A 24,284-nucleotide genomic window follows, 5' to 3' on the forward strand; every position below is an offset into this window, starting at 1 on the left:
GCAAGAAATCGAGAAGCTAACATCGGCGGCCCTGATCTGGGCCGCCCTCGGTCTTATTCAGATTTCTCCCAAGTAGACTCAACGAAAAAACGGCACATCCCCAAGAATCGTCGCGCGGTGCATCACGCGGCGTTGCGGGCGGTAGTCGTCGACCGCGTAGTGCTGGGTCACGCGGTTGTCCCAGAAGGCCACGTCGTTGGTCTGCCAGCGCCAGCGGATGGTGAATTCCGGGCGGGTGGCGTGGGCGAACAGCAGTTTCAGGATGACTTCGCTTTCGCTGTCCGACAGCTCGTTGATCCTGGTCGTGAAGCCTTCGTTGACGAACAGCGACTTGCGTCCGCTGACCGGGTGGGTGCGGATCACCGGGTGCGACAGCGGCGGGTTTTTCCGCTTGGCTTCTTCCCAGCGCGCCAGGCCCTCCGGGGTATTGCCGAAGCGTTCCAGGGGAAAGGACTTGATGAACTCGTGAGTCGCGGTCAGGCCTTGCAGCAGCTTCTTCATCGGCTCCGAGAGCGCCTCATAGGCCGCGATGCCGCTGGCCCACAGGGTATCGCCGCCGTAGGTTGGCAACAGCTTGGCGCTGAGCACCGCGCCCAGGGCCGGGGTCGGCAGGAAGGTCACGTCGGTGTGCCAGATGGCGTTGTCGCGCACATCGGTTTCCGCGGTGTCGAGGATCAGCACTTCCGGCTGTTCCGGCACGTTGGGGTAGATCGGATGGATATGCAGGTCGCCAAAGTTCGCCGCGAAGCGCGCCTGTTGCTGCGGGTCGATCGGCTGGTCGCGGAAGAACAGCACCTGATGCTGGAGCAGCGCCTGCTCGATGGTATCGCGCTGTTCGCTGGCCAGTGGCTGGCTGATGTCGACGCCACTGATCTGGGCGCCCAGGGCGGAGCTTAAAGGGGTGATGGTCAGGCTCATGTCGTTCTCGAATGGAGCGCCGAATTGCCGGCGTGGTCAGTTCTGTCTGTAAGAAATCTTGCCCGCTACCCCTGTAGCCGCTGCCGAGCCCCGGCGAGGCTGCGATCGAGCGCAAAGCGCTCGCAAAANGCTACAGGGTTATCGGGGTTTCAATGGGCCTGGCCATGCCAGGGCACCAGCTTGCGCTGCAGGGCGCGCAGGCCCATTTCCATGGCGAAGGCGATCAGGGCGATGACCAGGATCCCCAGCACCACCACATCGGTGACCAGGAACTGCGCGGCGGACTGCACCATGAACCCCAGGCCGCTGGTGGCGGCGATCAGTTCGGAGGCGACCAGGGTCGACCAGCCCACCCCGAGGCCGATGCGCACGCCGGTGAGGATGTCCGGCAGGGCGCTGGGCAGGATCACATGGCGAATCAGCTGGGCCCGGGTCGCACCCAGGGACTGCGCGGCGCGCAGCCGGGTCGGGTCCACGGTGCGCACGCCGGTGGCGGTGGCGATGGCGATCGGGGCGAAGATCGCCAGGTAGATCAGCAGCACCTTGGACAGCTCGCCGATGCCGCACCAGATGACGATCAGCGGCAGGTAGGCCAGGGGTGGAATCGGCCGGTAGAACTCGATCAGCGGGTCCAGCACGCCACGGGCGATGCGGTTGTGGCCGATGGCGATGCCCACCGGAATCGCGGTCAGCACGGCAAAACCCAGGGCCAGGCCGATGCGTCCGAGGCTCGCGCCCAGGTGCTGCCACAGGGTGGAATCCATATAGCCGCTGGTGACCAGCAGCCAGCCCTTTTGCAGCACGGCGGAAGGTGGCGGCAGGAACAGCGGTTCGATCAGGCCGCTGGCCGTCACCGCCCACCACAGGGCGAGCAGGACCACCAGGGTCAGCACGCTGATCCAGCGGGTGCTCAGGCTGCGGCGCAGGGGCGCCGCGGTGCGTGGGGTGGCGGCTTTGGTCGTGGTGGCCGGGAGGTCGTAGCTGTTCATGCGCGCTCCTGCCGCAAGACGGCACTGCGTTGGGAGAACACCCGGGCCAGCACGTGTTCGCGGGTTTCGATAAAGCGCGGGTCGGATTTGATTGCCCGGGCCGATTCGCCGGCCGCGTAACGCCGGCCGAAGTCCAGGCTCAAGCGCTCGACGATCTGCCCCGGGTTGGGCGCCAGCAGGATCAGGTCGGTGGCGAGGAACACCGCCTCCTCGATGTCGTGGGTAATCAGGAACACCGGCTTGGCAGTGCGTTGCCAGACTTGCAGCAACAGCTCCTGCATCTGCTCGCGGGTGAAGGCATCGAGGGCGCCGAAGGGCTCGTCCATCAGCAGTACCCGTGGGTCAGCGGCCAGGGCGCGGGCCAGGCCTACACGCTGGCGTTGTCCGCCGGAGAGCTGCCAGATGCGCCGCTTGTCGAAGCCGGCCAGGTCCACCAGGGCGAGCATTTCCCGGGCGCGGGCTTCACGTTGGTCGCGGGCGATGCCGGCCAGTTCGAGGCCGAAACCGACGTTGGCCAGTACGTCCTGCCAGGGCAGCAGGGCATCGTCCTGGAACACCACGCCGCGTTCGGCGCTCGGGCCGGCAACCGGCACGCCATCCAGGGTGATGCGCCCGGCGCTGGGTTCGACGAAACCGGCGATCAGGTTCAACAACGAAGTCTTGCCACTGCCGGAAGGGCCGAGGGCGACCAGCAGCTGCTGGGGCCCGAGCGTCAGGGAAATATCCGCCAGCACCGGTTCGGCGGCGCCGGGGTACTGTGCGCTGATGCGCTCCAGTTGTAGCAAGGCCATGGCGGCGCTCTCCTTATTAGATGCAGCCTTTTTAGATGCTGCTTTTGCAGGTGCAAGACGTGCTACGAGAAGCGCCGGGCCTGGGCCCGGCGACTTCTGCGGCGAACCTTCAGTTGGTGATGTACTTGGCGCTGACGTACGGCGCGTAGTCCGGCAGAACCGCCTCGACCTTGCCTTGCTCCTTGAGGAACACCGCGGTGTCGGTGATGGCCTTGGTGGTCGGCGCGCCAAGGCTGATGACCTGGTCGGCCGCCAGCGGGTAGACGTTGCTCTGCAACAGCAGCGGAATGTCGCTGGCCTTGGCGCCGGAGAGTTTCACCAGCTTGTCGACGTTGCTCTGCTCGGCCAGCCAGGCTTTTGGGTCCTTGCGGTAATCGGCATAGGCATCCAGGGTCACCTTGGCGAAGGCGGTGACGATTTGCGGGTGCTTCTCGGCGAAGTCCTTGCGCACGATCCAGGCATCAAAGGTCGGCGCGCCGAACTGGGCCAGTTCGCCGGAGGTGATCAGCACCTTGCCGTTTTCCTTGGCCACGCCCAGCGCCGGGTCCCAGACGTAGGTGGCGTCGATGTCGCCGCGCTTCCAGGCGGCGATGATCGCCGGTGGCGCGAGGTTGAGAATCTGTACTTTCGCCGGGTCGATTTTCCAGTGCTTGAGCGCGGCCAGCAGGCTGTAGTGGCCGGTGGAAACGAAGGGCACGGCGACTTTCTTGCCGACCAGGTCCTGGGGCGTCTTGATCCCGGACCCGTCGCGGGCCACCAGGGCTTCGGCGGCGCCGATCTGGGTGGCGATAAGGAAGGTTTCCACCGGCACCTTGCGGGTGATCGCGGCGGTCAGCGGGCTGGAACCGAGGTAGCCGATCTGCACATCGCCCGACGCGATGGCGGCGATGATGTCGGCGCCGTTGTCGAACTTGCGCCAGTCGATCTTGGCCTGGGTGACTTTTTCGTAGGTGCCGTCGGCCTGGGCGACTTTCGCTGGATCGACGGTGGTCTGGTAGGCGACGGTGACGTCGGCTGCCTGGGCGAAGAAGCTCGCGGTGGCCAGGGAGACGGCCGCCAGGAGGCGAAGGGGAAAGTGCAGTTTCATCATGAAGCTCCTCAGCAGGCGACCAAGTGTGGACGTGGGAGGAGACTAAATGATCTAAGAATCTAAAAATAAATAACTTTTTAGAATTAGCTTAAAAGAGGAATCTTCTAAAGAGAGCACTTTTTTGAGGGGGAGCGCTTTGCGCTCCATCGCGGGCAAGCCTCGCTCCTACAGAACAGCGCTGTGTAGGAGCGAAGCTTGCTCGCGATGTAGGCGGCGCGGTGTGTCTATCAGTTGCTCGCTCCCGTAGGAGCGAGGCTTGCCCGCGATAAGCGCCGCAGGCGCTTAGTTGCTGATCGCCAGGATACTTGCCTGATACGAGCCGACAAACACGTCGAAATCGCCGACTTCGTTCTGTTCCAGCTCGGCCTGTTGTTGCAGGGAGCTGCGCGCCGCTTCTTCGAAACGCGCCTGGTCTTCCTTGTCCAGGGACTCGCTGCGGAAGAACTCGGAGTGGGCCAGGCTCTGGCGCAGGGAGAACTGGCTGAAACTTTCCTTGTGCTCCTGCATGGCGGCCAGGACCTGGGCCGAAGGCGTCAGGGACGCATCCTTGACCTTGGCCAGCTGGTCGTCCAGCGCCTTGCTGTGGGCGTCGCCACCGTGGCTGCGGTCGAGCAGGGCGGCCAGCGGCGCGATCTTTTCCAGCAGTTCGCCGGCCCATTCCTTGAGGTCCACCAGCTGTCCCTGGTGCAGCAAGTGCAGGCCCGGACGGCGTCCTTCCTTGACCACCTTGAGGAAGTTCGAGGTGGCGTTGCCGCACTCGTTGTTCTCCAGCAGCGGGCTTTCGTTGAGCGCGCAATACAGCAGGAAGGCGTCGAGGAAGCGAGCTTCCTGCACGTCGATGCCCATCGGCAGGAACGGGTTGATGTCCAGGCAACGCACTTCGACGTACTGGATGCCACGGGCCATCAGCGCCTGGATCGGCCGCTCGCCGGTGTAGGTCACGCGTTTCGGGCGGATGTTGGAGTAGTACTCGTTTTCGATCTGCAGGATGTTGGTGTTGAGCTGGACCCACTCACCGTCCTGGTGGGTGCCGATCTCCACATAAGGCGCGTACGGCGTGGCGACGGCCCTGCGCAGGCTGTCGGTGTAGCTGTTCAGGTCGTTGTAGCAAGGGGTCAGGCCGGCCTGGGCGTTGCTCTGGTAGCCCAGGTCGCTCATGCGCAGGCTGGTGGCGTACGGCAGGTACAGGGTCTCGGCGTCCAGCTGTTCCAGCTGGTGCGAGCGCCCGCGCAGGAAGCCCGCGTCCAGCGCCGGCGAGGCGCCGAACAGGTACATCAGCAGCCAGCTGTAGCGACGGAAGTTGCGGATCAGCGCGATGTACGCCGACGACTGATAGTCGCGGTCGCTGCCGACGAAGCCTTCGGCCTGCTTGAGCAGCGGCCAGAGCTGCTCCGGCAGGGAGAAGTTGTAGTGGATCCCGGCGATGCACTGCATGGTCTTGCCGTAACGCAGGGCCAGGCCCTTGCGGTACACATACTTGAGCTGGCCGATGTTGGAGGTGCCGTAATAGGCGATCGGGATGTCTTCCTCGGCCGGCAACGGGCACGGCATCGATGGACTCCACAGGTACTCGTTGCCGAGCTTGCTGTAGGCGAAACGGTGAATCTTGTCGAGGCTGGCCAGGGTATCCGCCGGATCGGACAGGGCCGGGGTGATGAACTCCAGCAGCGACTCGGAATAATCGGTGGTGATCTGTTCGTTGGTCAGCGCGGAACCCAGTTCTTCCGGGTGCGGGGTCTGGGCCAGGCGCGCTTCGCCGGTCACGCGCAGGCATTCGCGCTCGATACCGTGCAGGCACTGCTCGAGCAGGGAGAGGTTAGCGCGCTCGCCGAGCAGAGCCAGGCGGCGGTTGAGAAGTTCGCTCAAGTTGGATTCCTTCACGCGTCAGTCGCCCCAATATGGGGGTGGGCAGGACGGTCTACAAGGGTGAAGTTGAAACTGGCGTTTTCGCCTGGTCGTTGAGCCGGCCTGGCCCTGTTTTGCAAGCACCACGCTTCATCCCTGAATCTGGCTTTAGCGCAGGCAGAAAACTCCGACGCCGCTTTCGCAGCGCCGAAATTAACTCAAATCGATGACGGGGAGCTAGGTTTGTCGATGTTCGAAGGCGGGCCGCGTCGCTAGCGGACGAATTGGCGTCGTGGCTGTCACCAAAGGGGCCCTCAGAGGACCGCGAACGTGCCTTGTGCCTTGGCGACCAGTTTGTCGCCTTGCATCACATCGGCCTCGACCACCAGGGTGCGGCGGCCCGGGTGGATCACCCGGGCGTGGCAGACCACGTCGCCCTCGGCGACGGCGCGGATGTAGTTGATCTTGCACTCGATGGTCGCGCTCTGCTGGTCGAAGCCGTGGGCGCTGGAACAGGCCAGCCCCATGGCAATGTCGACCAGGCTGAAGATCGCCCCGCCGTGCAGCTTCTGGCCGCGATTGCGCAGCTGCGGCGTCAGCGTCAGGGCGACGTCGGCTTCCCCGACCTCCAGGCGCTGCAGACGGCAGCCGAGCAGTTGGCTGAACGCGCTTTCGGTCAAGCCGGCCGGGATCTCCATCAGCGTTTCTTCAACTGCTTGGCGTTGGCGAACAGCGAAGCCATGGCGTTGTTGGTCGGAGCCGCAGCCACAGTTTCCTTGCGCGGGGCGCTGTTGCCCGACGAGCGCGGCGCCGAGCCTGGACGCGAACCGCGAGCGCCGTCGATCTTCTCGCCCGGGGTGTCGCTCATGCGCATCGACAGGCCGACGCGTTTGCGCGGGATGTCGACTTCCATGACCTTGACCTTGACCACGTCACCGGCCTTCACCGCCTCACGCGGGTCCTTGATGAACTTCTCCGACAGCGCCGAGATGTGCACCAGGCCGTCCTGGTGCACGCCGATGTCGACGAAGGCGCCGAAGTTGGTGACGTTGGTCACCACGCCTTCGAGGATCATCCCCAGTTGCAGGTCCTTGAGGTCTTCGACGCCTTCTTGGAACTCGGCGGTCTTGAACTCGGGACGCGGGTCGCGGCCGGGTTTGTCCAGTTCCTGGAGGATGTCGGTGACAGTCGGCAGGCCGAAGGTCTCGTCGGTGAACTTCTTCGGATCCAGGCGCTTGAGGAAGCCGCTGTCGCCGATCAGCGAGCGGATGTCGCGGTCGGTCTCGGCGGCGATGCGCTGCACCAGCGGGTAGGCTTCCGGGTGCACCGCGGACGCGTCCAGCGGGTTGTCGCCGTTCATCACACGGAGGAAGCCGGCGGCCTGTTCGAAGGTCTTTTCACCCAGGCGGGCAACCTTCTTCAGCGCGGCGCGGGTCTTGAACGCACCGTTTTCATCGCGGTGGCTGACGATGTTCTGTGCCAGGGTGGTGTTGAGGCCGGAGATCCGCGCCAACAGGGCCACCGACGCGGTGTTGACGTCCACGCCGACGGCGTTCACGCAGTCCTCGACCACCGCATCCAGGCCACGGGCCAGCTTCAGTTGCGACACGTCGTGCTGGTACTGGCCGACGCCGATGGATTTCGGATCGATCTTCACCAGCTCGGCCAGCGGGTCCTGCAGGCGGCGGGCGATGGACACCGCGCCACGGATCGACACGTCGAGATCAGGGAATTCCTTGGCGGCCAGTTCCGACGCCGAGTACACCGAAGCGCCCGCCTCGGAGACCATGACCTTGGTCATGCGCATGGCCGGGTATTTCTTGATCAGCTCGGCGGCCAGCTTGTCGGTTTCCCGGCTGGCGGTGCCGTTGCCGATGGCGATCAGGTCCACCGAGTGCTTGGCGCACAGCGCGGCCAGCACGGCGATGGTCTGGTCCCATTTGTTGTGCGGCACGTGGGGGTAAACGGTGGCGTGGTCCAGCAGCTTGCCGGTGGCATCCACCACCGCCACCTTGCAGCCGGTGCGCAGGCCCGGGTCGAGGCCCAGGGTCGCGCGCGGGCCGGCCGGCGCGGCCAGCAGCAGGTCGTGCAGGTTGTGGGCGAAGACGTTGATCGCCTCGGTTTCGGCGCTGTCGCGCAGCTCGCCCAGCAGGTCGGTTTCCAGGTGGGTGTAGAGCTTGACCTTCCAGGTCCAGCGCACCACTTCACCCAGCCATTTGTCCGCCGGGCGGTTCTGGTTCTGGATGCCGACCTGCTGGCCGATCATGCCTTCGCATGGGTGCATGGTGCCCGGCAGTTCGTCGCCGACTTTCAGCGCGGAGCTGAGGATGCCTTCGTTGCGGCCACGGAAAATCGCCAGGGCGCGGTGCGACGGCATGCTCTTCAGCGGTTCGTCGTGTTCGAAGTAGTCGCGGAACTTGGCGCCTTCCTCTTCCTTGCCGGCGATCACGCGGGCACTGAGGGTGGCTTCCTGCTTGAGGAAGTTGCGCAGCTTGTCCAGCAGGCTGGCGTCTTCGGCGAAACGCTCCATGAGGATGTACTTGGCGCCTTCCAGTGCGGCCTTCACATCGGCCACGCCTTTTTCGGCGTCGACAAAGCGCGCGGCTTCGCTTTCCGGGGTCAGGCTTGGGTCGTTGAACAGGCCGTCCGCCAGTTCGCCGAGGCCGGCTTCCAGGGCGATCTGGCCCTTGGTGCGGCGCTTCTGCTTGTACGGCAGGTAGAGGTCTTCGAGGCGGGTCTTGGTGTCGGCGAGCTTGATGTCGCGGGCCAGTTCCGGGGTCAGCTTGCCTTGTTCCTCGATGCTGGCGAGGATGCTGATGCGCCGTTCGTCGAGTTCTCGCAGGTAGCGCAGGCGCTCTTCCAGATGACGCAGTTGGGTGTCATCGAGGCTGCCGGTCACTTCCTTCCGGTAGCGGGCGATGAAGGGCACGGTGGAGCCTTCATCCAATAGAGCGACGGCCGCTTCGACCTGTTGTGGGCGTACACCGAGTTCCTCGGCAATGCGGCTGTTGATGCTGTCCATAAAACCACCTGAAAAATTGTCAAAGCAGGCTCGCCGGCACGGAAAATTGGGCTCGTCGAGTCTGGTTGAGCGGCCTGGCGTGCGCCGCTGCCTGGATCAAAAGGCTGCCTGTTGACCCGTGAAATCGAACAATTACTGCCTGGCCGGGAAAAATAAAAAGTGGCCACGGGCGATAACGATCAGAGGTTGCCTGACACAAAAGGCGGCGCATTATAACCAGCGTTCCAGTCTTCGGGGGTATCGGCCCACTGGCGGCCGACGGCGGGTTTTCTGGCGGTTGAGGAAAAATCTGCTAACAATGCACACGGTGCGTATAACGGCAGCTACGCCATAATGCGCACCGAGATAAAAGGAGCATCTGATGAGCAGCACTGCACAAACTGCCGAAGGCGAAAAAATTCTTATTGTTGACGACGACCCGGGGCTGAGCAGCCTGCTGGAGCGCTTCTTCGTCAGCAAGGGCTACCGTGCCCGCGCGGTTCCCAACACCGAGCAGATGGACCGTCTGCTGGGTCGCGAAGTATTCAACCTGGTCGTCCTCGACCTGATGCTGCCTGGCGAAGACGGCCTGACCGCGTGCCGCCGCCTGCGCAGTGCGAACAACCAGATCCCGATCATCATGCTTACCGCCAAGGGCGACGAGCTGAGCCGGATCAAGGGCCTGGAGCTGGGCGCCGACGATTACCTGGCCAAGCCGTTCAACCCCGACGAACTGATGGCGCGGGTCAAGGCCGTGCTGCGTCGCCAGTCGGCTCCGGTGCCGGGCGCGCCGGGCAGCGAAGACGAAAACGTCACCTTCGGCGACTACGAGCTGTCCCTGGCCACCCGCGAACTCAAGCGCGGCGCCGAAGTGCACATGCTCACCACCGGTGAGTTCGCGGTGCTCAAGGCCCTGGTGATGAACGCTCGCCAGCCGCTGACCCGCGACAAGCTGATGAACCTGGCCCGTGGCCGCGAGTGGGATGCTTTGGAGCGTTCCATCGACGTGCAGATCTCCCGCCTGCGCCGGATGATCGAGCCCGATCCGTCCAAGCCGCGTTATATCCAGACGGTCTGGGGCGTGGGTTATGTGTTCGTGCCGGATGGCACCACCACCAAGTGACCGATGATTTGTAGGAGCGAGCGCCCGGGCCGGCAAACGACCCGGGCGCTCGCATTCCGCAACTCTGCGAGCGCGACTCGCTCCTGCAAAGCGTGTAATGGCTGTTTATGAAAACCCCGCTGTGGTTCCCGCAAAGCTTCTTCTCCCGCACCCTCTGGCTGGTGCTGATCGTGGTGCTGTTCTCCAAGGCGCTGACCCTGGTTTATCTGCTGATGAACGAGGACGTGCTGGTGGACCGCCAGTACAGCCACGGCGTGGCCCTGACCCTGCGCGCCTATTGGGCCGCCGACGAATCTAACCGCGACCAGATCGCCGAGGCCGCTGGGCTGATCAAGGTGGTCGGCAGCGGCGTGCCGGCGGGCGAGCAGCATTGGCCCTACAGCGAGATCTATCAGCGGCAGATGCAGGCCGAACTGGGCGCCGACACTGAAGTGCGCCTGCGCATGCATGCCCCGCCGGCGCTCTGGGTGCGCGCGCCGAGCCTGGGTGATGGCTGGCTGAAAGTGCCGCTGTATCCGCACCCGCTGCGCGGGCAGAAGATCTGGAGCGTGCTCGGCTGGTTCTTGGCAATCGGCCTGTTGTCCACAGCTTCGGCATGGATCTTCGTCAGCCAGCTCAACCAGCCCCTCAAGCGCCTGGTCTATGCCGCCCGGCAACTGGGGCAGGGGCGCAGCGTGCGCCTGCCGATCAGCGACACACCGAGCGAGATGACCGAGGTGTACCGCGCCTTCAACCAGATGGCCGAGGACGTAGAACAGGCCGGGCGCGAACGCGAGCTGATGCTGGCGGGGGTGTCCCACGACCTGCGCACGCCGCTGACCCGTCTGCGCCTGTCGCTGGAGCTGATGGGCAGCCACAACGACCTGACTGACGACATGGTCCGCGACATCGAAGACATGGACGCGATTCTCGATCAGTTCCTGGCCTTTATCCGCGACGGCCGCGACGAGTCGGTGGAGGAGGTCGATCTCAGCGACCTGGTGCGCGAAGTGGCGGCGCCCTACAACCAGAACGATGAAAAGGTGCACTTGCGCCTGGAGCCGATCCCGCCGTTCCCGCTGCGTCGGGTGTCGATGAAGCGCCTGCTGAACAACCTGATCGGCAACGCGTTGAACCACGCCGGTACCGAAGTCGAAGTGGCGGCCTATGTCTCGGGCGACACCAGCGCGCCTTATGTGGTGCTGAGCGTGATGGACCGTGGCGCGGGTATCGATCCGTCGGAGCTGGAAGCGATCTTCAACCCCTTCACCCGCGGCGACCGTGCCCGGGGTGGCAAGGGCACCGGCCTGGGCCTGGCCATCGTCAAGCGGATCGCCTCGATGCACGGCGGCAATGTCGAATTGCGCAACCGCGCCGATGGCGGCCTGGAGGCGCGGGTGCGCTTGCCGTTGGGGTTGTTGCTGCCCAGGGATGCGGTTTGACCTGTAGCCGCTGCCGAAGGCTGCGATAAGGGCCGAAGGACCTTCGTTCGATTTGCGAGTGCTGCGTCTGCTACGCAGCCGATCGCAGCCTGCGGCAGCGGCTACAACTCAGCCTTTTCCTTTAGTCCGAGTCATGTTCGGGCCACCGTTCTTCTCGATGTGCTCGATGATGATCCCCGCGACGTTCTTGCCGGTGGTGGTCTCGATGCCCTCCAGGCCCGGTGAGGAATTCACTTCCATCACCAGCGGCCCGTGGTTCGAGCGCAGGATATCCACGCCCGCCACGCTCAAGCCCATGACCTTGGCCGCGCGCAGGGCGGTCATGCGTTCTTCCGGGGTGATCTTGATCAGGCTGGCGCTGCCGCCACGGTGCAGGTTGGAGCGGAACTCGCCCGGTTTGGCCTGGCGCTTCATCGCGGCAATCACCTTGTCGCCGACCACGAAGCAGCGGATGTCGGCGCCGCCGGCTTCCTTGATGTACTCCTGGACCATGATGTTCTGCTTCAGGCCCATGAAGGCCTCGATCACCGACTCGGCCGCCGTGGCGGTTTCGCACAGCACCACGCCTATGCCCTGGGTGCCTTCCAGTACCTTGATCACCAGTGGCGCGCCGTTGACCATCTCGATCAGGTCGGGAATGTCGTCCGGCGAGTGGGCGAAGCCGGTCACCGGCAGGCCGATGCCACGCCGGGACAGCAGTTGCAGGGAGCGCAGCTTGTCCCGCGAGCGGGCGATGGCCACCGACTCGTTGAGCGGGAACACGCCCATCATTTCAAACTGGCGCAGCACCGCGCAGCCATAGAAGGTCACCGAGGCGCCGATCCGTGGAATCACCGCATCGAAACCCTCCAGCGGCTTGCCGCGGTAGTGGATCTGCGGTTTGTGGCTGGCGATGTTCATATAGGCGCGCAGGGTGTCGACCACCACCATTTCATGGCCACGCTCGGTGCCGGCTTCGACCAGGCGACGAGTGGAATACAGACGCGGGTTACGCGACAGCACAGCGATCTTCATGCAACACCTGTGGCAGAGGTAGTGGACACCGGGAACACCGGTTTGTCTTGAACGTATTTGATCCCCGGATTGACCACCAGCTGGCCATCGATCAGGGCTTTGGAACCGAGCAGCAGGCGGTAGCGCATGGCTTTGCGGCAGGCGAGGGTGAACTCCACCCGCCAGACCCGATCGCCGAGCGCCAGGGTGGTGCTGATCACATAGCGCACCTGCGCCTGGCCGTTGGAGCTCTTGATGGTTTTCATTGCCACCAGCGGCGCTTCGCAACGCCGGTGACGCAACTGCACCACGCTGCCCAGATGCGCGTTGAAGCGCACCCACTGCTCACCGTCGCGCTCGAACGGCTCGATCTCGGTGGCATGCAGGCTGGAGGTGCTGGCGCCGGTATCGATCTTGGCGCGCAGGCCGGCGACTCCCAAATCCGGAAGCGCCACCCACTCGCGCAGACCCACGACGGTCAAATGGTCAAATGTCTTCAAATGTGCTCAACCGCTGAGGAACCCGCTCGTACCGTCAAGCGGCCGAATTCGCGGTATTCACGCAGAATAATGGGTAAAAGGCGACAGATATCTAAGCCCGGTCCCGCAGCACCCGGACGGGCTGCTGCAAAGCCTTGCATTCTAAACCGAGCCATCGCAATTCATGGCACGAGAGAAACGGTAGTACAGTTCGAAAATATTTCAGAATGAGGAAATGCCATGGCACAAAAAGCCGAAGACGACGACAAGGTCCGTCTGGATAAATGGCTGTGGGCGGCGCGCTTCTACAAGACCCGTGCGCTGGCCAAGGCCGCCATCGAAAGCGGCAAGGTGCATCACCGTGGCGAGCGCTGCAAACCGGGCAAGGAGCCGAGGGTCGGCGACGAGTATGAGATACGCACCGGTTTCGACGAACGCACCGTAGTGGTCCAGGCCCTGTCGATCGTGCGCCGTGGGGCGCCGGAAGCGCAGACCCTCTATACGGAAACCGAAGCCAGCATCGCCAAGCGGGAAAACGCCGCTGCCCTGCGCAAGGCCGGCGCCCTGGGTGTGAGCACCGACGGCAAGCCGACCAAGAAACAACGACGCGACCTGTTCAAGTTCCACAGCCACGAATAAGCAGATGCTCTGCCCCTGTAGGAGCGAGGCTTGCCCGCGATCAGCTGCGAAGCAGCGGTTGCAGCCCTCTCACTATTCTCCAGAGGGCGCATCTTCTGCATTCAATCACCGGCAAGCCGGCTCCTGCTCAGGCCGTAGCCCGCACCACGTTCAGGTGCGACAGCAACGGCAGCTTGCCCAACAGGTTGAACAGCGGCTCGGTCAGCCGCAGCAGGAGGTTCGAGGCCTTGGCCGCGTACGGGGTGTAGTAGCCCCAGCCGAGCGCCCAGACCGCCAGCAGCACGCCGCCGATATAGTCGTCCTGGCCCCAGTGCGCGCCGGCCACCAGGCGCGGCATCATGAACAGCAGGGTCAGGCCCCAGATCACCAGGAACTGGCCGACGCTGCGGCTGAAGACTCCCATGAACAGCCCCCAGATCAACAGCACCGAAGCGTGATCGCCGGGGAAGCTCTGGCTGGAACGATCCTTGAGCTCCCAGGTTTTTTCCCAGTGCGGGAAGTAGTCGCTCATGCGCACGGCATCCGCGAGCATCATCGACGGACTGTCGTGCTGCCAACCCATGGTGTCGGCGAGCCGGGAGAACAACAGGCGGATAATCAGCATCAATAGCAGGATCGACAGGAAGCCGAAAAAGGCCCGACGCACGTCCACGGCCTTGAATACCCAGTCCCCGCGAATCAACAGGGTCAGCAGGATCAGCCCGACTATCGCGTCGAAAGGTCGCAGGCTGGCCACAGCCCAGATATGCAGCCAGGTGGAGTTGCTCGCAAGGGGAGCATTCAGCAGGCGGAACAGCCATTCGTCGAACATCACACAGAGCATGTGCCCGCTTGGCCATAACCAGAAACCCAACAGCGCCAGAGGGAGCAGATTGCACAACACCAGCTTGCCGAGGTTCCACCTTGCTTGGAACAAACCCGGATTGTTCATAAAATGCCTCCAACGGCAGAAAATCGCGCACCATAACGGTGCGAAAAATCGCAATTTTCATGTCTTGTAACCATTTTGTCATCACTTCAGATACCCAGACCTATGACTCATTTGCCGGATACCGACTTCACCCAACGCTTCATCTTCGATGACAGCGACGCCCGCGGCGAGCTGGTGGCGTTGGAGCGCAGCTATGCCGAAGTCCTCGCCAAACACGCTTACCCGGAGCCAGTCGCGCAACTGCTCGGCGAGCTGATGGCGGCGGCCGCGCTGCTGGTCGGCACGCTGAAGTTCGATGGCTTGCTGATCCTCCAGGCACGCTCCGAAGGCCCGGTGCCGCTGTTGATGATCGAGTGCTCCAGCGAGCGCGAGATCCGTGGCCTGGCCCGCTACGACGCGGAGCAGATCGCCCCGGACGCGACCCTGGCCGACCTGATGCCCAATGGCGTTCTCGCCCTGACCGTCGACCCGACCCACGGCCAGCGCTACCAGGGCATCGTCGACCTGGACGGCGCCACCCTGTCGGAATGCTTCACCAACTACTTCGTCATGTCCCAGCAGGTCGGCACCCGTTTCTGGTTGCACGCCGACGGTCGTCGCGCCCGTGGCCTGCTGCTGCAGCAACTGCCGGCCGACCGCCTCAAGGATGAAGAAGAACGCGCCGCCAGCTGGCAGCACATCACCGCGCTGGGCAGCACCCTGACCGCCGATGAACTGCTGAGCCTGGACAACGAAACCGTGCTCCATCGCCTCTACCATGAAGAAGCCGTGCGCCTGTTCGATGTGCAGCCGCTACGCTTCCGTTGCAGCTGCTCGCGGGAACGCTCGGGCAATGCGCTGGTCAGTCTGGGTCTGGAAGATGCGCAGAAGCTTGTGGTCGAACACGGCGGCAGCATCGAGATCGATTGCCAGTTCTGCAACGAGCGCTACCTGTTCGATGCGGCCGATATCAGCCAATTGTTCGCCGGAGCGGGTGTCGAGTCGCCGTCAGATACTCGTCACTAAAACGGTTCAGCGCAGGTAAATCACCTGGCAAGCGCCGGATTAACGCCGTTCTGACGGGAGGGCCCTACTCTTTTTGGGCTTTTCTGGCATAATCCGGCGCACTTTTTTCGCGGTAGTAGTGCACGACTTTCTACTACAAAACGTTTGGAGCACTCGGCCACTGGCCGACGGGGAACCTCATGACGCAAGCCAATAACGCCGTGTACACCGATCTGAGTGTTGATGATCTGGTTAAAGAAGCCCTGAACCGCGGTGAAGGCGAGCTTGCCGATACCGGCGCGCTGGTTGTTCGTACCGGTCACCGTACCGGCCGTTCGCCAGTCGATCGTTTCATCGTTGAAGAGCCGAGCACCCAGGACGCTATCGCCTGGGGCCCGATCAACCGCAAGTTCCCGGCCGACAAGTTCGATGCCCTGTGGGCTCGCGTCGAGGCGTTCAACAACGCGCAAGAGCACTTCGTTTCCCATGTGCATGTAGGTGCGGCTGAAGAGCACTACCTGGCCGTGAAGATGACCACCCAGACTGCCTGGCAGAATCTGTTCGGTCGTTGCCTGTTCATCAACCCGGCCCAGTACAACCCGGCTGGCCGTGATGAGTGGCAGGTGCTCAACGTTGCCAACTTCGAATGTGTTCCAGAGCGTGACGGCACCAACTCCGACGGTTGCGTGATCCTCAACTTCGCTCAGAAGAAAGTGCTGATCGCCGGCATGCGCTACGCCGGTGAAATGAAAAAAGCCATGTTCTCGGTACAGAACTTCCTGCTGCCGGCCGCCGACGTGCTGCCGATGCACTGCGCCGCCAACATTGGCGAAGAAGGCGACGTGACCCTGTTCTTCGGTCTGTCCGGTACCGGCAAGACCACCCTGTCCGCCGATGAAAGCCGTTACCTGATCGGTGACGACGAGCACGGCTGGGGCGAGGGCGTGGTGTTCAACATCGAAGGCGGTTGCTATGCCAAGTGCATCGACCTGTCCGAGAAGAACGAGCCGGTCATCTGGAAAGCCATCAAGCACGGCGCCGTGCTGGAAAACGTTGTGCTGGACGACGCCAAGAAGGCCGACTACGCCGACGGCAGCCTGACCCAGAACAGCCGCGCCGCCTACCCGCTGGAGCACGTCGAGAAGCGTTCCGCGAAAAACCTCGGTGGCGAGCCGAACGCCGTGATCTTCCTGACCTGCGACCTGACCGGCGTACTGCCGCCAGTGTCGATCCTCAGCGAAGAACAAGCCGCCTACCACTTCCTGTCCGGCTACACCGCTCTGGTGGGCTCGACCGAAATGGGTTCGGGCAGCGGCATCAAGTCCACATTCTCCACCTGCTTCGGCGCACCCTTCTTCCCGCGTCCGGCAGGCGAATACGCAGAGCTGCTGATCAAGCGCATCCGCGGCTTCGGCTCCAAGGTCTACCTGGTCAACACCGGCTGGACCGGCGGTGGCTACGGCGTCGGCAAGCGCTTCAACATCCCGACCACCCGTGGCGTGATCGCGGCCATCCAGAGCGGCGCTCTGGTCGGTGCCGCGACCGAGCACCTGGACACCATCAACCTGGACGTGCCACTGGCCGTTCCAGGCGTCGAAACCGGCCTGCTCAACCCACGCAACACCTGGGCTGACAAAGCCGCCTACGACGAAGCCGCCAAGGCCCTGGCCGGCCTGTTCATCGAGAACTTCAAGAAGTTCGACGTGAGCGACGCCATCAAGGCTGCTGGTCCGAAGCTGTAAGCATCGGATAAGTGGTTTAGAAAGCCGCCCTTCGGGGCGGCTTTTTTGTGGGCGTTATTCAGGAGGACTCCTGTAGCCGCTACCAAAGGCTGCGATCGCAGCTGTGCAGGTCTGCTGGGGCATTAGTGGGAATTGCCGGTCACGCCTTCAGGTGCAACACAATTGCCCCGACCAGCACCAATACCACTCCGATCATCTGTATCGCAGACAGGCGTTCCTTGAAGAACACATACCCCAGGATCGCTGCGATGCCACCGGACAGGGTACTGATCACCGTAACCACGGACACCGAGCCAGCCATTGCTCCCCAGGAGAACGCCGAAAAGCCGCCGAGGTTCATCAGACTGGCGCCAGTCAGGGCGGTGCAGTTTTTCAGCGGCGGTATGCGCAACCCGTCCTTGATTCTCAGAACCATAAGCAGCAGTACGCCAAGGCCTGGTCGCGATCCCTAGAGGCTTTCCAGCTCCTGAGTATCCCAGCGTTTCGCTTTGATCGCCTGGTAAAGCATGCCGATGGTCAGCGGGATCTTGTCGCCGCGCCCCTTGGCCCGGCGCTTGAGGAATACGTCGTAGCCTTCGGGCTGGAAATAGCGGTAGGCGTCGTAGTCGATAAAGTCGATGACGAACAGTTCTTCCAGTTCCTGCATCAGCTGTTCGGCGTCCGCGCCGTCGCAGCCCAGGTCGAGGTTGATGGCGGTCTTCAGGCTGATGCCTTTGCGTTCGGGCAGGCCGATTTCTTCGTGCAGCAACTGCATGAGCTGGCGCATGGTCGGATCGTCGGGGAAGCCGGGGGCGAAGTGCATGGTGGGTCGTCCGCAAGGTCTGTCGGTGGTGCCAGTCGGCCTCCAGTTTAGGGGCAATCGCTGGACTTCAACGAAAAAGAAAAGTCGCTCGACCAACTCGGATTTGCCTGACAGCCAGGACCCCCTTGCCCTGGTTACCGTGAGAGCCCCGGTTGAAGACCGGGGTTTCCCTGGCGACCGAGCAAAGGACTATGGCCCGCAACAAGGATGTGCCCCAGGTATGGCAACTCTACGACGCTGACGGCGGCGGTTATCACCGCCTGCGCGATATGACCGCGAGCGAATTGGCGGAGCGTGATGAGGCGCAGCGGCATTATGAGCAGATGCTCGCTCGCCAGCAGGCCTATGAGGAGCGGCTTCCGACTACACCGGTGGAGTCGCAACCAGAGCCCGTCGGTTGCGTATTCACCAAGTCTTGCAAGCTGCCGAACGCAATCATCGACTACGTCACCCCGACAGGCTTCATACCAACTGATGCGGTAGGGAATTACGGCGCGTTGACGCTGCTGGGCGGTCGTGAGGTCGAGGCGGGTGGGCGAGTGCCCCTCAAGCGCATCAGCGGTGCGCTGCCGGCCAATCTTGGCGCCTTGACTCTGGGTGGGGGCGCCGTGGGTTCTGGTACCACCGGCAGTGGCTTGGGGCTGATTTCCTCGGGCGTGGCGGCCGGTGCGTTGCTGGGGTTAGTGGCCTTGCTCGCTCCATCGAGCCTGGGTGATGGAGCGCTGTACAGCGAAGAGCAGCTACGCAACCTCAAGCAAGCCCGCACCCGGTTACGCCTACGAGTGGAACAACAGGCCGATGGCAGCCTCAAGGGCTACGGTTTCAACACCCAGGGACGCCGCGAGTGGGAAATGATTCCGGTGGCTCAATTCGAGGCCCGTGGCGAGCAGCAAGTGGCCGACTTGGGGGATGGCATCACTCTCACCTGGACCCCGGCTGTGGACCCTTCGAGCACCATAGGTATACCACCGCTGGAAGCAGCGCCACAGACACCTCCGATCTGGATTTTTCCACCGACTGAAGCGGCGGAGCGGATCATCGTCAGACCGATTTATCCGCCGGAGTATCGGGATTTTATTCTGGTGTTTCCGGTGGGGTCGGGTGTTCGGCCCCTGTACATCGTTTTGAATGTGCCTCGTAAAGGGCTTACTGAAGCAGGGCATGCATACCACCATCCTCCTAAGACTCAGGAAATCACTGCATTTCCAGGTTTGAGAGTGGCAAGGAAAAGAACGCCGTCGCAGGGTGGAGGGGGGCTTCGGGATCGCTGGATGGATGCAAAAGGTAGAACTATTTACGAGTGGGACTCTATGCATGGTGAGCTAGAAGCTTATCGTGCAAGCGATGGCAGCCACCTTGGCTCTTTTGATCACGTAACGGGTGAGCGGATAGATGCCCCTAAACCCGGACGAAACATAAAAAAGTATCTGTGAGGACAAAATGGGATTGAAAGTCAGGTTGGACTGGTACGACAAAAAAACTGATTTAGGCGAAGGGCAGGAGTATTCAGAGGACTTGGGTGATGATGCGTCGATTCTCGGCGCTCTCGGGTTACCGGTAGAAAACAATGTGAATAACGGAGGGTTTGATGTGGAGAGCGCTTGGGTTTCAGTACTCCAGCACCATTTTTCCCATGCCATTGATTTGTCGGCCTATGACTACCAGGTGTCTTTTGATTATCGAGATCAGTGGTAATCATCAAGGCAAGGGGCAGCGTTTATGGTGCTATGTAGCACTTGTTCCCCGTTCGGAGCGATGACGAGTCAGCACAACTGAGTAGCGCAGGTGTAAGGCTTTTCCTCGGAGCGCTTCATCTTTTACTCTTTGCCCCTCAGCAAACTTCAGGGATTCCCGCAGCCCCCCACCTTTCCCGATGGATTAGCGAGCAAACCCCGGAAAAACTGTGTATGGTGCGCGCGAAATCTGCCGGGTACCTTTGGGTGCCGACTTCATACACTTAAAGGGAATTAGGTATGCGCTTGTTTCGCGTGACTTCGATTTTTTCGTTGTGGGCATTGGCGTTTTCGGTGACGGCGCAGCAGCTGCCGGTCGAGGTGCTGAGTGCGGTGGTCAAGGACCAGAAGATCGCCGACGCAGAAGTGCTGGTGCAGCGCAATGGGGCCCAGAGCGTGGTCGGTCGTACCAATGCTCAAGGCCAGGTGACCCTGACCACCGACTTTGCCGATGACCCCAGCAACCTGCTGATCATCAAGAAACCCGGCTATTCCAACCTGGTGGTCAAGTGCCCGTGCAGCGGCATGACCTACGCCATCAGCCCGGTGATGCAGAACCTCGACGGTCTGCGCGTGGTGCTGACCTGGGGCGCTACCCCCAGCGATCTCGATTCGCACATGATTTTCCCGGGCAACAATATCTACTTCCGCAACCAGCAAGGTGAAGATGCCCATCTGGACGTCGACGATATCGACGGCTACGGCCCGGAAACCATCACCCTGGAAAAGAAACACTACGGCGAAAGCTATGTGTACGCGGTACATGACTACAGCAACCAGACCCGCCCGGAGTCCCGTCAGCTTGCCGCCAGCCAGGCCAAGGTGTTCGTGTACATGGGCCAGTCGCTGGTGCGCACCTACTACGTGCCGCAGGACCGCAGCGGTAACCTGTGGACTGTGTTCCGCATGACCGGCAATGGTGACTTCCAGGACATCAACACCCTCAGCGGCGTGACCGTCGATGCGCAGGACGTGTTGAACGAAGTGTCGCCGTTGCTCGACGACAAAGTGGAAGTTGCCGCCGTTGCCGTCAGCAGCAGCGCACAAGCCGATGCGAAAACCCTGAACCGCAAGGGCGAAGAGGCTTACCACGCCGGTAACCTGCAGCAAGCCATCGACTTCTACCGTCAGGCCATCGAGCTGAACAACGGCTACGGTCAGGCCTACAGCAACCTCGGCCTGGCCTATCAGAAAGCCGGCAACACCGCCGAATCGATCTGGGCCAACCGCAAGGCCATCGCCCTGGCCAGCGGCAGCTCGGCAGCCACCGTGCGCGCCAGTTCCTACTACAACATCGCGCGTATCTACGAAGCGGCCGGCCAGTTCGCCGATGCCCTGCGTCACTATCAGTTGGCCAAGCAGCAGAAGGCCAACCCGGTGTACGACAAAGCCATCGAGCGTGTGCAAAACCGTTGATTCACGGGTGTTGATCTGACCCCCATAACGCGCCGTCCCACGGCGCGTTATGCATTTATGGAGGTTGTTATGCGGGTTCTGGTTGTTGCGTTGATGTTGTCCCTGTGGACGTCCGTTGCCCAGGCTGCCGGCCCGATGGTGTTCGCCACCATCGACCGTGGCACCTGGCCGGGTTCGCTGGCCACGCAAGCGGGTTTCGATACCGCCTCGCGCGCGGAAATCCTGATGTTCGGCAAGGCCCTGCTGGCCAGCGAGGCGCTGGACGATGTCAGCCTCAAGCAGCGCCTGGGCGTCAAGGCGCTGGACCATCATTCGGTCGAGCAAGTGCGCGAGCGTTTCTGGATACGCCTGCTCAGCAGTTACCACAGCGCCAGCCAGGACTGTGAAGGCGCCGCCTTCTGCCCGCTGGTGCGTAACCTGGATGACTTGCGGCAACTGGCCCAGGGGTTCACCGGAACGGTCAGCCCGGCCTATGACGCCTGGGCCCAGGCGAGCCGCCAGTTTCATGAGCAGTACCTGACCGAACAGCTGCGCCTGGCAGCCTTGTTCCCGAAGATCAGCAGTGAGATCGAACGTTTCGACAGCGCCGAGCTGATGGGCGACGAGTTGGCGGACCGGCAGTTTCTGCTGACCTTCGACGACGGCCCGACGGCCGCGGGCGGCCACACCGATACGCTGGCCAATGTGCTGCGGGCCAACGATCTGCATGGCCTGTTCTTCGTGCTGGGCGAGCCGTTCCAGGCGCGTCTGCGCAAATCGTCGCCGGCGCAAATGCGCGAGTTGTACAGCGGCCAGTGCGTTGCCCTGCATGGCTGGGCGCATAAGTCTCATAGCGCCTGGAGCGAATGGCAGCAGTCCATCACCCGTTCCGCGACCCTGGTGCGCGGCACGTTGCCGGATGACTACCAGTCGCTGTTCCGCCCGCCTTATGGCCAGCGTCAGAGTGACAGTGCGGCGTTCTTCAAGGCCCAGGGCATCAAGGTGATGCTCTGGGGCATCGACTCCCAGGACTGGAGCAAGAGCCTCAGCGCCAGTGCGGCAAGCCAGCGGGTGCAGACCCTGATGCTGCTGTGGCGCCGGGGGATCATTTTGTTTCACGACATTCACAACAAGGCCCCCCTGGCGGTGCCAGCGCTGATCGCCGCGAACAAGAGCAATGGCGTGAAGTGGGTGGATTGCCGCGCAACGCGGTGAGCATAGGATTTTTATCGCGAACCATCGGGTGCCTGGTGGTTCGCGATACACCCTGAAAAACTCCGCATAACCCCAGCCGGACAGCCTTCTCCGCCTCCCTGTATCATCCCGTATCCTTTCTTCCCCGACCTTTTCCCGACCCTGTGCCAGTCTGCAAGGCACGTCAGCGGTCAAAGGAGTGACAGCTCATGCACGACACCCTCGAACAGGTCTTCGGTTATCCACAATTCCGTCCCGGCCAGGAGGCGGCGGTCAGCGCGGTACTGGCCGGGCGCTCGGCGGCGGCGATCTTTCCTACGGGCTCCGGCAAGTCCCTGTGCTACCAGCTGCCGGCCTTGCTGCTGCCGCACCTGACCCTGGTGGTCTCGCCGTTGCTGGCGCTGATGCAGGACCAGCTGGCGTTCCTCCAGCGGCACGGCATCGCCGCGGCGAGCATCGATTCGGCGCAGAGCCGCGACGACGCCAACGAGGTCATGGCGCGGGCGCGCTCCGGTGAACTGAAGATCCTGATGATCTCGGTGGAGCGTCTGAAGAACGAGCGCTTTCGCAACTTCCTGCAGCAGGTGCGGATCTCCCTGCTGGTGGTGGATGAGGCGCACTGCATCTCCGAATGGGGCCACAATTTTCGCCCCGACTACCTCAAGCTGCCGGACTACCAGCGCCAGTTCAACATTCCCCAGGCACTGCTGCTGACCGCTACCGCCACGCCCAAGGTGATCGCCGACATGCAGGCGAAATTCGCCATTGCCGGGCAGGATGTGGTGACCACCGGTTTCTACCGGCCCAACCTCAACCTGCTGGTGGAACCGGTGCGCGGCCAGGACAAGCGCCGGCGCCTGGTGCAGTGGATGAGCGAGCGTCCCGGGCAGCCGAGCATTGTCTATGTCACTTTGCAAAAAACCGCCGAGCACATCGCCGAGCATCTGAGTCGCAACGGCATCCAGGCCCAGGCCTATCACGCCGGTCTGCCCCATGAGCAGCGCGAGGCTATCCAGCGTCAGTTCATGGCTGGCCAGTCCAATTGCATCGTCGCCACCATCGCCTTCGGCATGGGCATCGACAAGAGCGACATCCGTAACGTGGTGCATTTCGACCTGCCCAAATCCATCGAGAACTACAGCCAGGAAATCGGCCGCGCCGGGCGTGATGGCCAACCTTCCGACTGCCTGGTGCTGGCCAACCGCGACAGCCTCAACGTGCTGGAAAACTTCGTCTACGGCGACACGCCGGAGCTGGAAGGCATTCGTTGTGTGTTGGACGAGCTGCAGGGCGCGGCGCCTGACGGGCAATGGGAGTTCCTGCTGGGGCCGCTGGCGGACCAGAGCAACATTCGTCAGCTGCCGCTCAAGACCTTGCTGGTGCAGCTGGAACTGCGTGGCCTGATCGCGCCGCGTTACGCCTACTTCGCCGAATACCGCTTCAAGTTCCTCGAGGAGCCGCAAGTGCTGCTGGCGCGTTTCGAGGGTGAGCGCCGAGAGTTCGTGGCGGCGATCATCGAGACCTCCAGCCGTGCCCGGACCTGGGCCACGGTGAACTTCGACGCGCTTTATCAGCAGCATCGGGCCGAGCGCAGCCGGGTGGTGAAGGCCCTGGATTACTTCCAGGAAAAGGGCTGGGTCGAGCTGGAAAGCAAGCAGATGACCGAGGTCTACAACCTGCTGGAGACGGGCTTCGATGCCGCGACCCTGAGCCAGCAATTGCACGCCTATTTCAAGCAGCACGAAAGCAGCGAGATCGCGCGGATCCACGCGATGCTTGCGCTGTTCGCCACCGAGCAGTGCCTGGGGTATCGCCTGGCGCAGTACTTCGGCGATGACCAGGCACCGCAGCGATGCGGGCATTGCTCGGTGTGCCACGGCCAGGTGGCCCGCCTGCCGGAGCCGCCAGCCTTGCCCGCGCTTGTGGATAAAAACTTCGAGGCGCTGTGCAGCGATTTTATCCACAGGCACCAACAGCACAGCGGCACGGTTCCGGGGGCGGAACGGCTGACGCGTTTCCTCTGCGGGATCAGCGTGCCGCTGTTCACCAAACTCAAGGCGCGGTCGATCCAGGGTTTTGCGGTGCTCGAGGATTACCCCTACGCCGAAGTGCGCGATTGGGCTGAACATTATCTTAAGGACTGAGACGCACCTGTAGCCGCTGGCGCAGCCTGCGATCGGCTGCATAGCAGCCGCAAATCCGGACACTTCAATA

The 24,284-nt window shown here is 62.7% G+C and carries 21 protein-coding genes and 1 pseudogene; 10 read left to right on the forward strand and 12 right to left on the reverse strand.

Going from position 1 to position 24,284, the window contains the following annotated elements:
• Positions 1 to 78: 78 nt before the first annotated feature.
• The 7 genes from tauD to ACTJKT_RS22655 all read right to left on the reverse strand — a co-directional run bounded on the left by tauD (position 79) and on the right by ACTJKT_RS22655 (position 8,655).
• Entirely contained in the window at positions 79 to 918 is an 840-nt protein-coding gene (gene tauD / locus ACTJKT_RS22625) for a taurine dioxygenase (protein WP_440788652.1), read from the reverse strand.
• 149 nt (positions 919 to 1,067) lie between these two features.
• Positions 1,068 to 1,907, reverse strand: coding sequence for a taurine ABC transporter permease TauC (tauC, locus tag ACTJKT_RS22630; RefSeq protein WP_440788653.1), 840 nt, complete (start codon positions 1,905 to 1,907; stop codon positions 1,068 to 1,070).
• Positions 1,904 to 2,698 carry a taurine ABC transporter ATP-binding subunit gene (gene tauB / locus ACTJKT_RS22635; protein WP_023970012.1) on the reverse strand — a complete coding sequence of 265 codons (795 nt, stop codon included), beginning with the start codon at positions 2,696 to 2,698 and terminating at the stop codon, positions 1,904 to 1,906. The genes tauC and tauB overlap by 4 nt, the downstream gene beginning before the upstream one ends.
• Positions 2,699 to 2,807: 109 nt before the next feature.
• The gene (gene tauA, locus ACTJKT_RS22640) at positions 2,808 to 3,785 is read right to left on the reverse strand and encodes a taurine ABC transporter substrate-binding protein (RefSeq protein ID WP_440788654.1); all 978 of its coding nucleotides are present in this window, start codon (positions 3,783 to 3,785) and stop codon (positions 2,808 to 2,810) included.
• A gap of 285 nt (positions 3,786 to 4,070) precedes the next feature.
• Positions 4,071 to 5,654 (reverse strand): glutamate--cysteine ligase, encoded by a 1,584-nt coding sequence (gene gshA, locus ACTJKT_RS22645; protein WP_440788655.1) that lies wholly within the window; start codon positions 5,652 to 5,654, stop codon positions 4,071 to 4,073.
• Positions 5,655 to 5,947: 293 nt separating this feature from the next.
• The gene (locus ACTJKT_RS22650) at positions 5,948 to 6,331 is read right to left on the reverse strand and encodes a PaaI family thioesterase (protein ID WP_210475860.1); all 384 of its coding nucleotides are present in this window, start codon (positions 6,329 to 6,331) and stop codon (positions 5,948 to 5,950) included.
• Positions 6,331 to 8,655 (reverse strand): Tex family protein, encoded by a 2,325-nt coding sequence (locus tag ACTJKT_RS22655; protein WP_440788656.1) that lies wholly within the window; start codon positions 8,653 to 8,655, stop codon positions 6,331 to 6,333. The genes ACTJKT_RS22650 and ACTJKT_RS22655 overlap by 1 nt, the downstream gene beginning before the upstream one ends.
• 361 nt (positions 8,656 to 9,016) lie before the next feature.
• On the opposite strand from ACTJKT_RS22655, the gene ompR reads away from it, so the two are divergent.
• Positions 9,017 to 9,757, forward strand: coding sequence for an osmolarity response regulator transcription factor OmpR (gene ompR / locus ACTJKT_RS22660; protein WP_007925257.1), 741 nt, complete (start codon positions 9,017 to 9,019; stop codon positions 9,755 to 9,757).
• Positions 9,758 to 9,864: 107 nt separating this feature from the next.
• Entirely contained in the window at positions 9,865 to 11,178 is a 1,314-nt protein-coding gene (locus ACTJKT_RS22665; protein ID WP_007925244.1) for an ATP-binding protein, read from the forward strand.
• 108 nt (positions 11,179 to 11,286) lie between these two features.
• Here the strand turns inward: ACTJKT_RS22665 and rimK are convergent, their stop codons facing one another.
• Both rimK and rimB read right to left on the reverse strand, forming a co-directional pair.
• Positions 11,287 to 12,192, reverse strand: a complete 906-nt coding sequence (gene rimK, locus ACTJKT_RS22670; protein WP_007931744.1) for a 30S ribosomal protein S6--L-glutamate ligase — start codon at positions 12,190 to 12,192, stop codon at positions 11,287 to 11,289.
• On the reverse strand, positions 12,189 to 12,671 hold the full coding sequence (gene rimB / locus ACTJKT_RS22675) for a retropepsin-like aspartic endopeptidase RimB (protein WP_007931742.1): 483 nt from the start codon (positions 12,669 to 12,671) through the stop codon (positions 12,189 to 12,191). Before rimB ends, rimK begins: the two co-directional genes overlap by 4 nt.
• A 219-nt stretch (positions 12,672 to 12,890) precedes the next feature.
• Here rimB and ACTJKT_RS22680 point away from each other — a divergent pair, with 219 nt between their 5' ends.
• Complete coding sequence (locus ACTJKT_RS22680; RefSeq protein ID WP_038582992.1) at positions 12,891 to 13,289, forward strand: RNA-binding S4 domain-containing protein; 399 nt, start codon at positions 12,891 to 12,893, stop codon at positions 13,287 to 13,289.
• 127 nt (positions 13,290 to 13,416) lie between these two features.
• Here ACTJKT_RS22680 and ACTJKT_RS22685 read toward each other — a convergent pair whose 3' ends face one another.
• Complete coding sequence (locus ACTJKT_RS22685; protein ID WP_440788657.1) at positions 13,417 to 14,220, reverse strand: phosphatase PAP2 family protein; 804 nt, start codon at positions 14,218 to 14,220, stop codon at positions 13,417 to 13,419.
• 102 nt (positions 14,221 to 14,322) lie between these two features.
• Here ACTJKT_RS22685 and hslO point away from each other — a divergent pair, with 102 nt between their 5' ends.
• Positions 14,323 to 15,225, forward strand: a complete 903-nt coding sequence (gene hslO, locus ACTJKT_RS22690; RefSeq protein ID WP_007931739.1) for an Hsp33 family molecular chaperone HslO — start codon at positions 14,323 to 14,325, stop codon at positions 15,223 to 15,225.
• Between the two features lie 179 nt (positions 15,226 to 15,404).
• Positions 15,405 to 16,946 (forward strand): phosphoenolpyruvate carboxykinase, encoded by a 1,542-nt coding sequence (locus ACTJKT_RS22695; RefSeq protein ID WP_440788658.1) that lies wholly within the window; start codon positions 15,405 to 15,407, stop codon positions 16,944 to 16,946.
• Positions 16,947 to 17,085: 139 nt separating this feature from the next.
• Here the strand turns inward: ACTJKT_RS22695 and ACTJKT_RS22700 are convergent.
• Positions 17,086 to 17,382 (reverse strand): annotated as a pseudogene (locus ACTJKT_RS22700) (EamA family transporter); the annotation flags it as partial.
• Between the two features lie 12 nt (positions 17,383 to 17,394).
• Positions 17,395 to 17,748, reverse strand: coding sequence for a DUF1493 family protein (locus ACTJKT_RS22705; RefSeq protein ID WP_440788659.1), 354 nt, complete (start codon positions 17,746 to 17,748; stop codon positions 17,395 to 17,397).
• A gap of 191 nt (positions 17,749 to 17,939) precedes the next feature.
• Here ACTJKT_RS22705 and ACTJKT_RS22710 point away from each other — a divergent pair, with 191 nt between their 5' ends.
• The 5 genes from ACTJKT_RS22710 (at position 17,940) to ACTJKT_RS22730 (ending at position 24,214) form a co-directional block, all read left to right on the forward strand.
• Entirely contained in the window at positions 17,940 to 19,181 is a 1,242-nt protein-coding gene (locus ACTJKT_RS22710) for a colicin E3/pyocin S6 family cytotoxin (protein ID WP_440788660.1), read from the forward strand.
• A gap of 7 nt (positions 19,182 to 19,188) precedes the next feature.
• Positions 19,189 to 19,443, forward strand: coding sequence for a colicin E3-like toxin immunity protein (locus ACTJKT_RS22715; protein ID WP_440788661.1), 255 nt, complete (start codon positions 19,189 to 19,191; stop codon positions 19,441 to 19,443).
• 278 nt (positions 19,444 to 19,721) lie between these two features.
• A complete protein-coding gene (locus tag ACTJKT_RS22720) occupies positions 19,722 to 20,897 on the forward strand; it encodes a tetratricopeptide repeat protein (RefSeq protein WP_009046468.1) in 1,176 nt (391 codons plus the stop codon).
• A 69-nt stretch (positions 20,898 to 20,966) separates the two neighbouring features.
• Positions 20,967 to 22,091: a polysaccharide deacetylase family protein gene (locus ACTJKT_RS22725; protein WP_440788662.1), complete on the forward strand. Its 1,125-nt coding sequence runs from the start codon at positions 20,967 to 20,969 to the stop codon at positions 22,089 to 22,091.
• Between the two features lie 188 nt (positions 22,092 to 22,279).
• Positions 22,280 to 24,214, forward strand: coding sequence for a RecQ family ATP-dependent DNA helicase (locus ACTJKT_RS22730; protein WP_440788663.1), 1,935 nt, complete (start codon positions 22,280 to 22,282; stop codon positions 24,212 to 24,214).
• Positions 24,215 to 24,284: the final 70 nt, after the last annotated feature.

This window comes from Pseudomonas sp. 22526 (assembly GCF_052044735.1).
Classification (GTDB): Bacteria; Pseudomonadota; Gammaproteobacteria; order Pseudomonadales; family Pseudomonadaceae; genus Aquipseudomonas; species Aquipseudomonas piscium.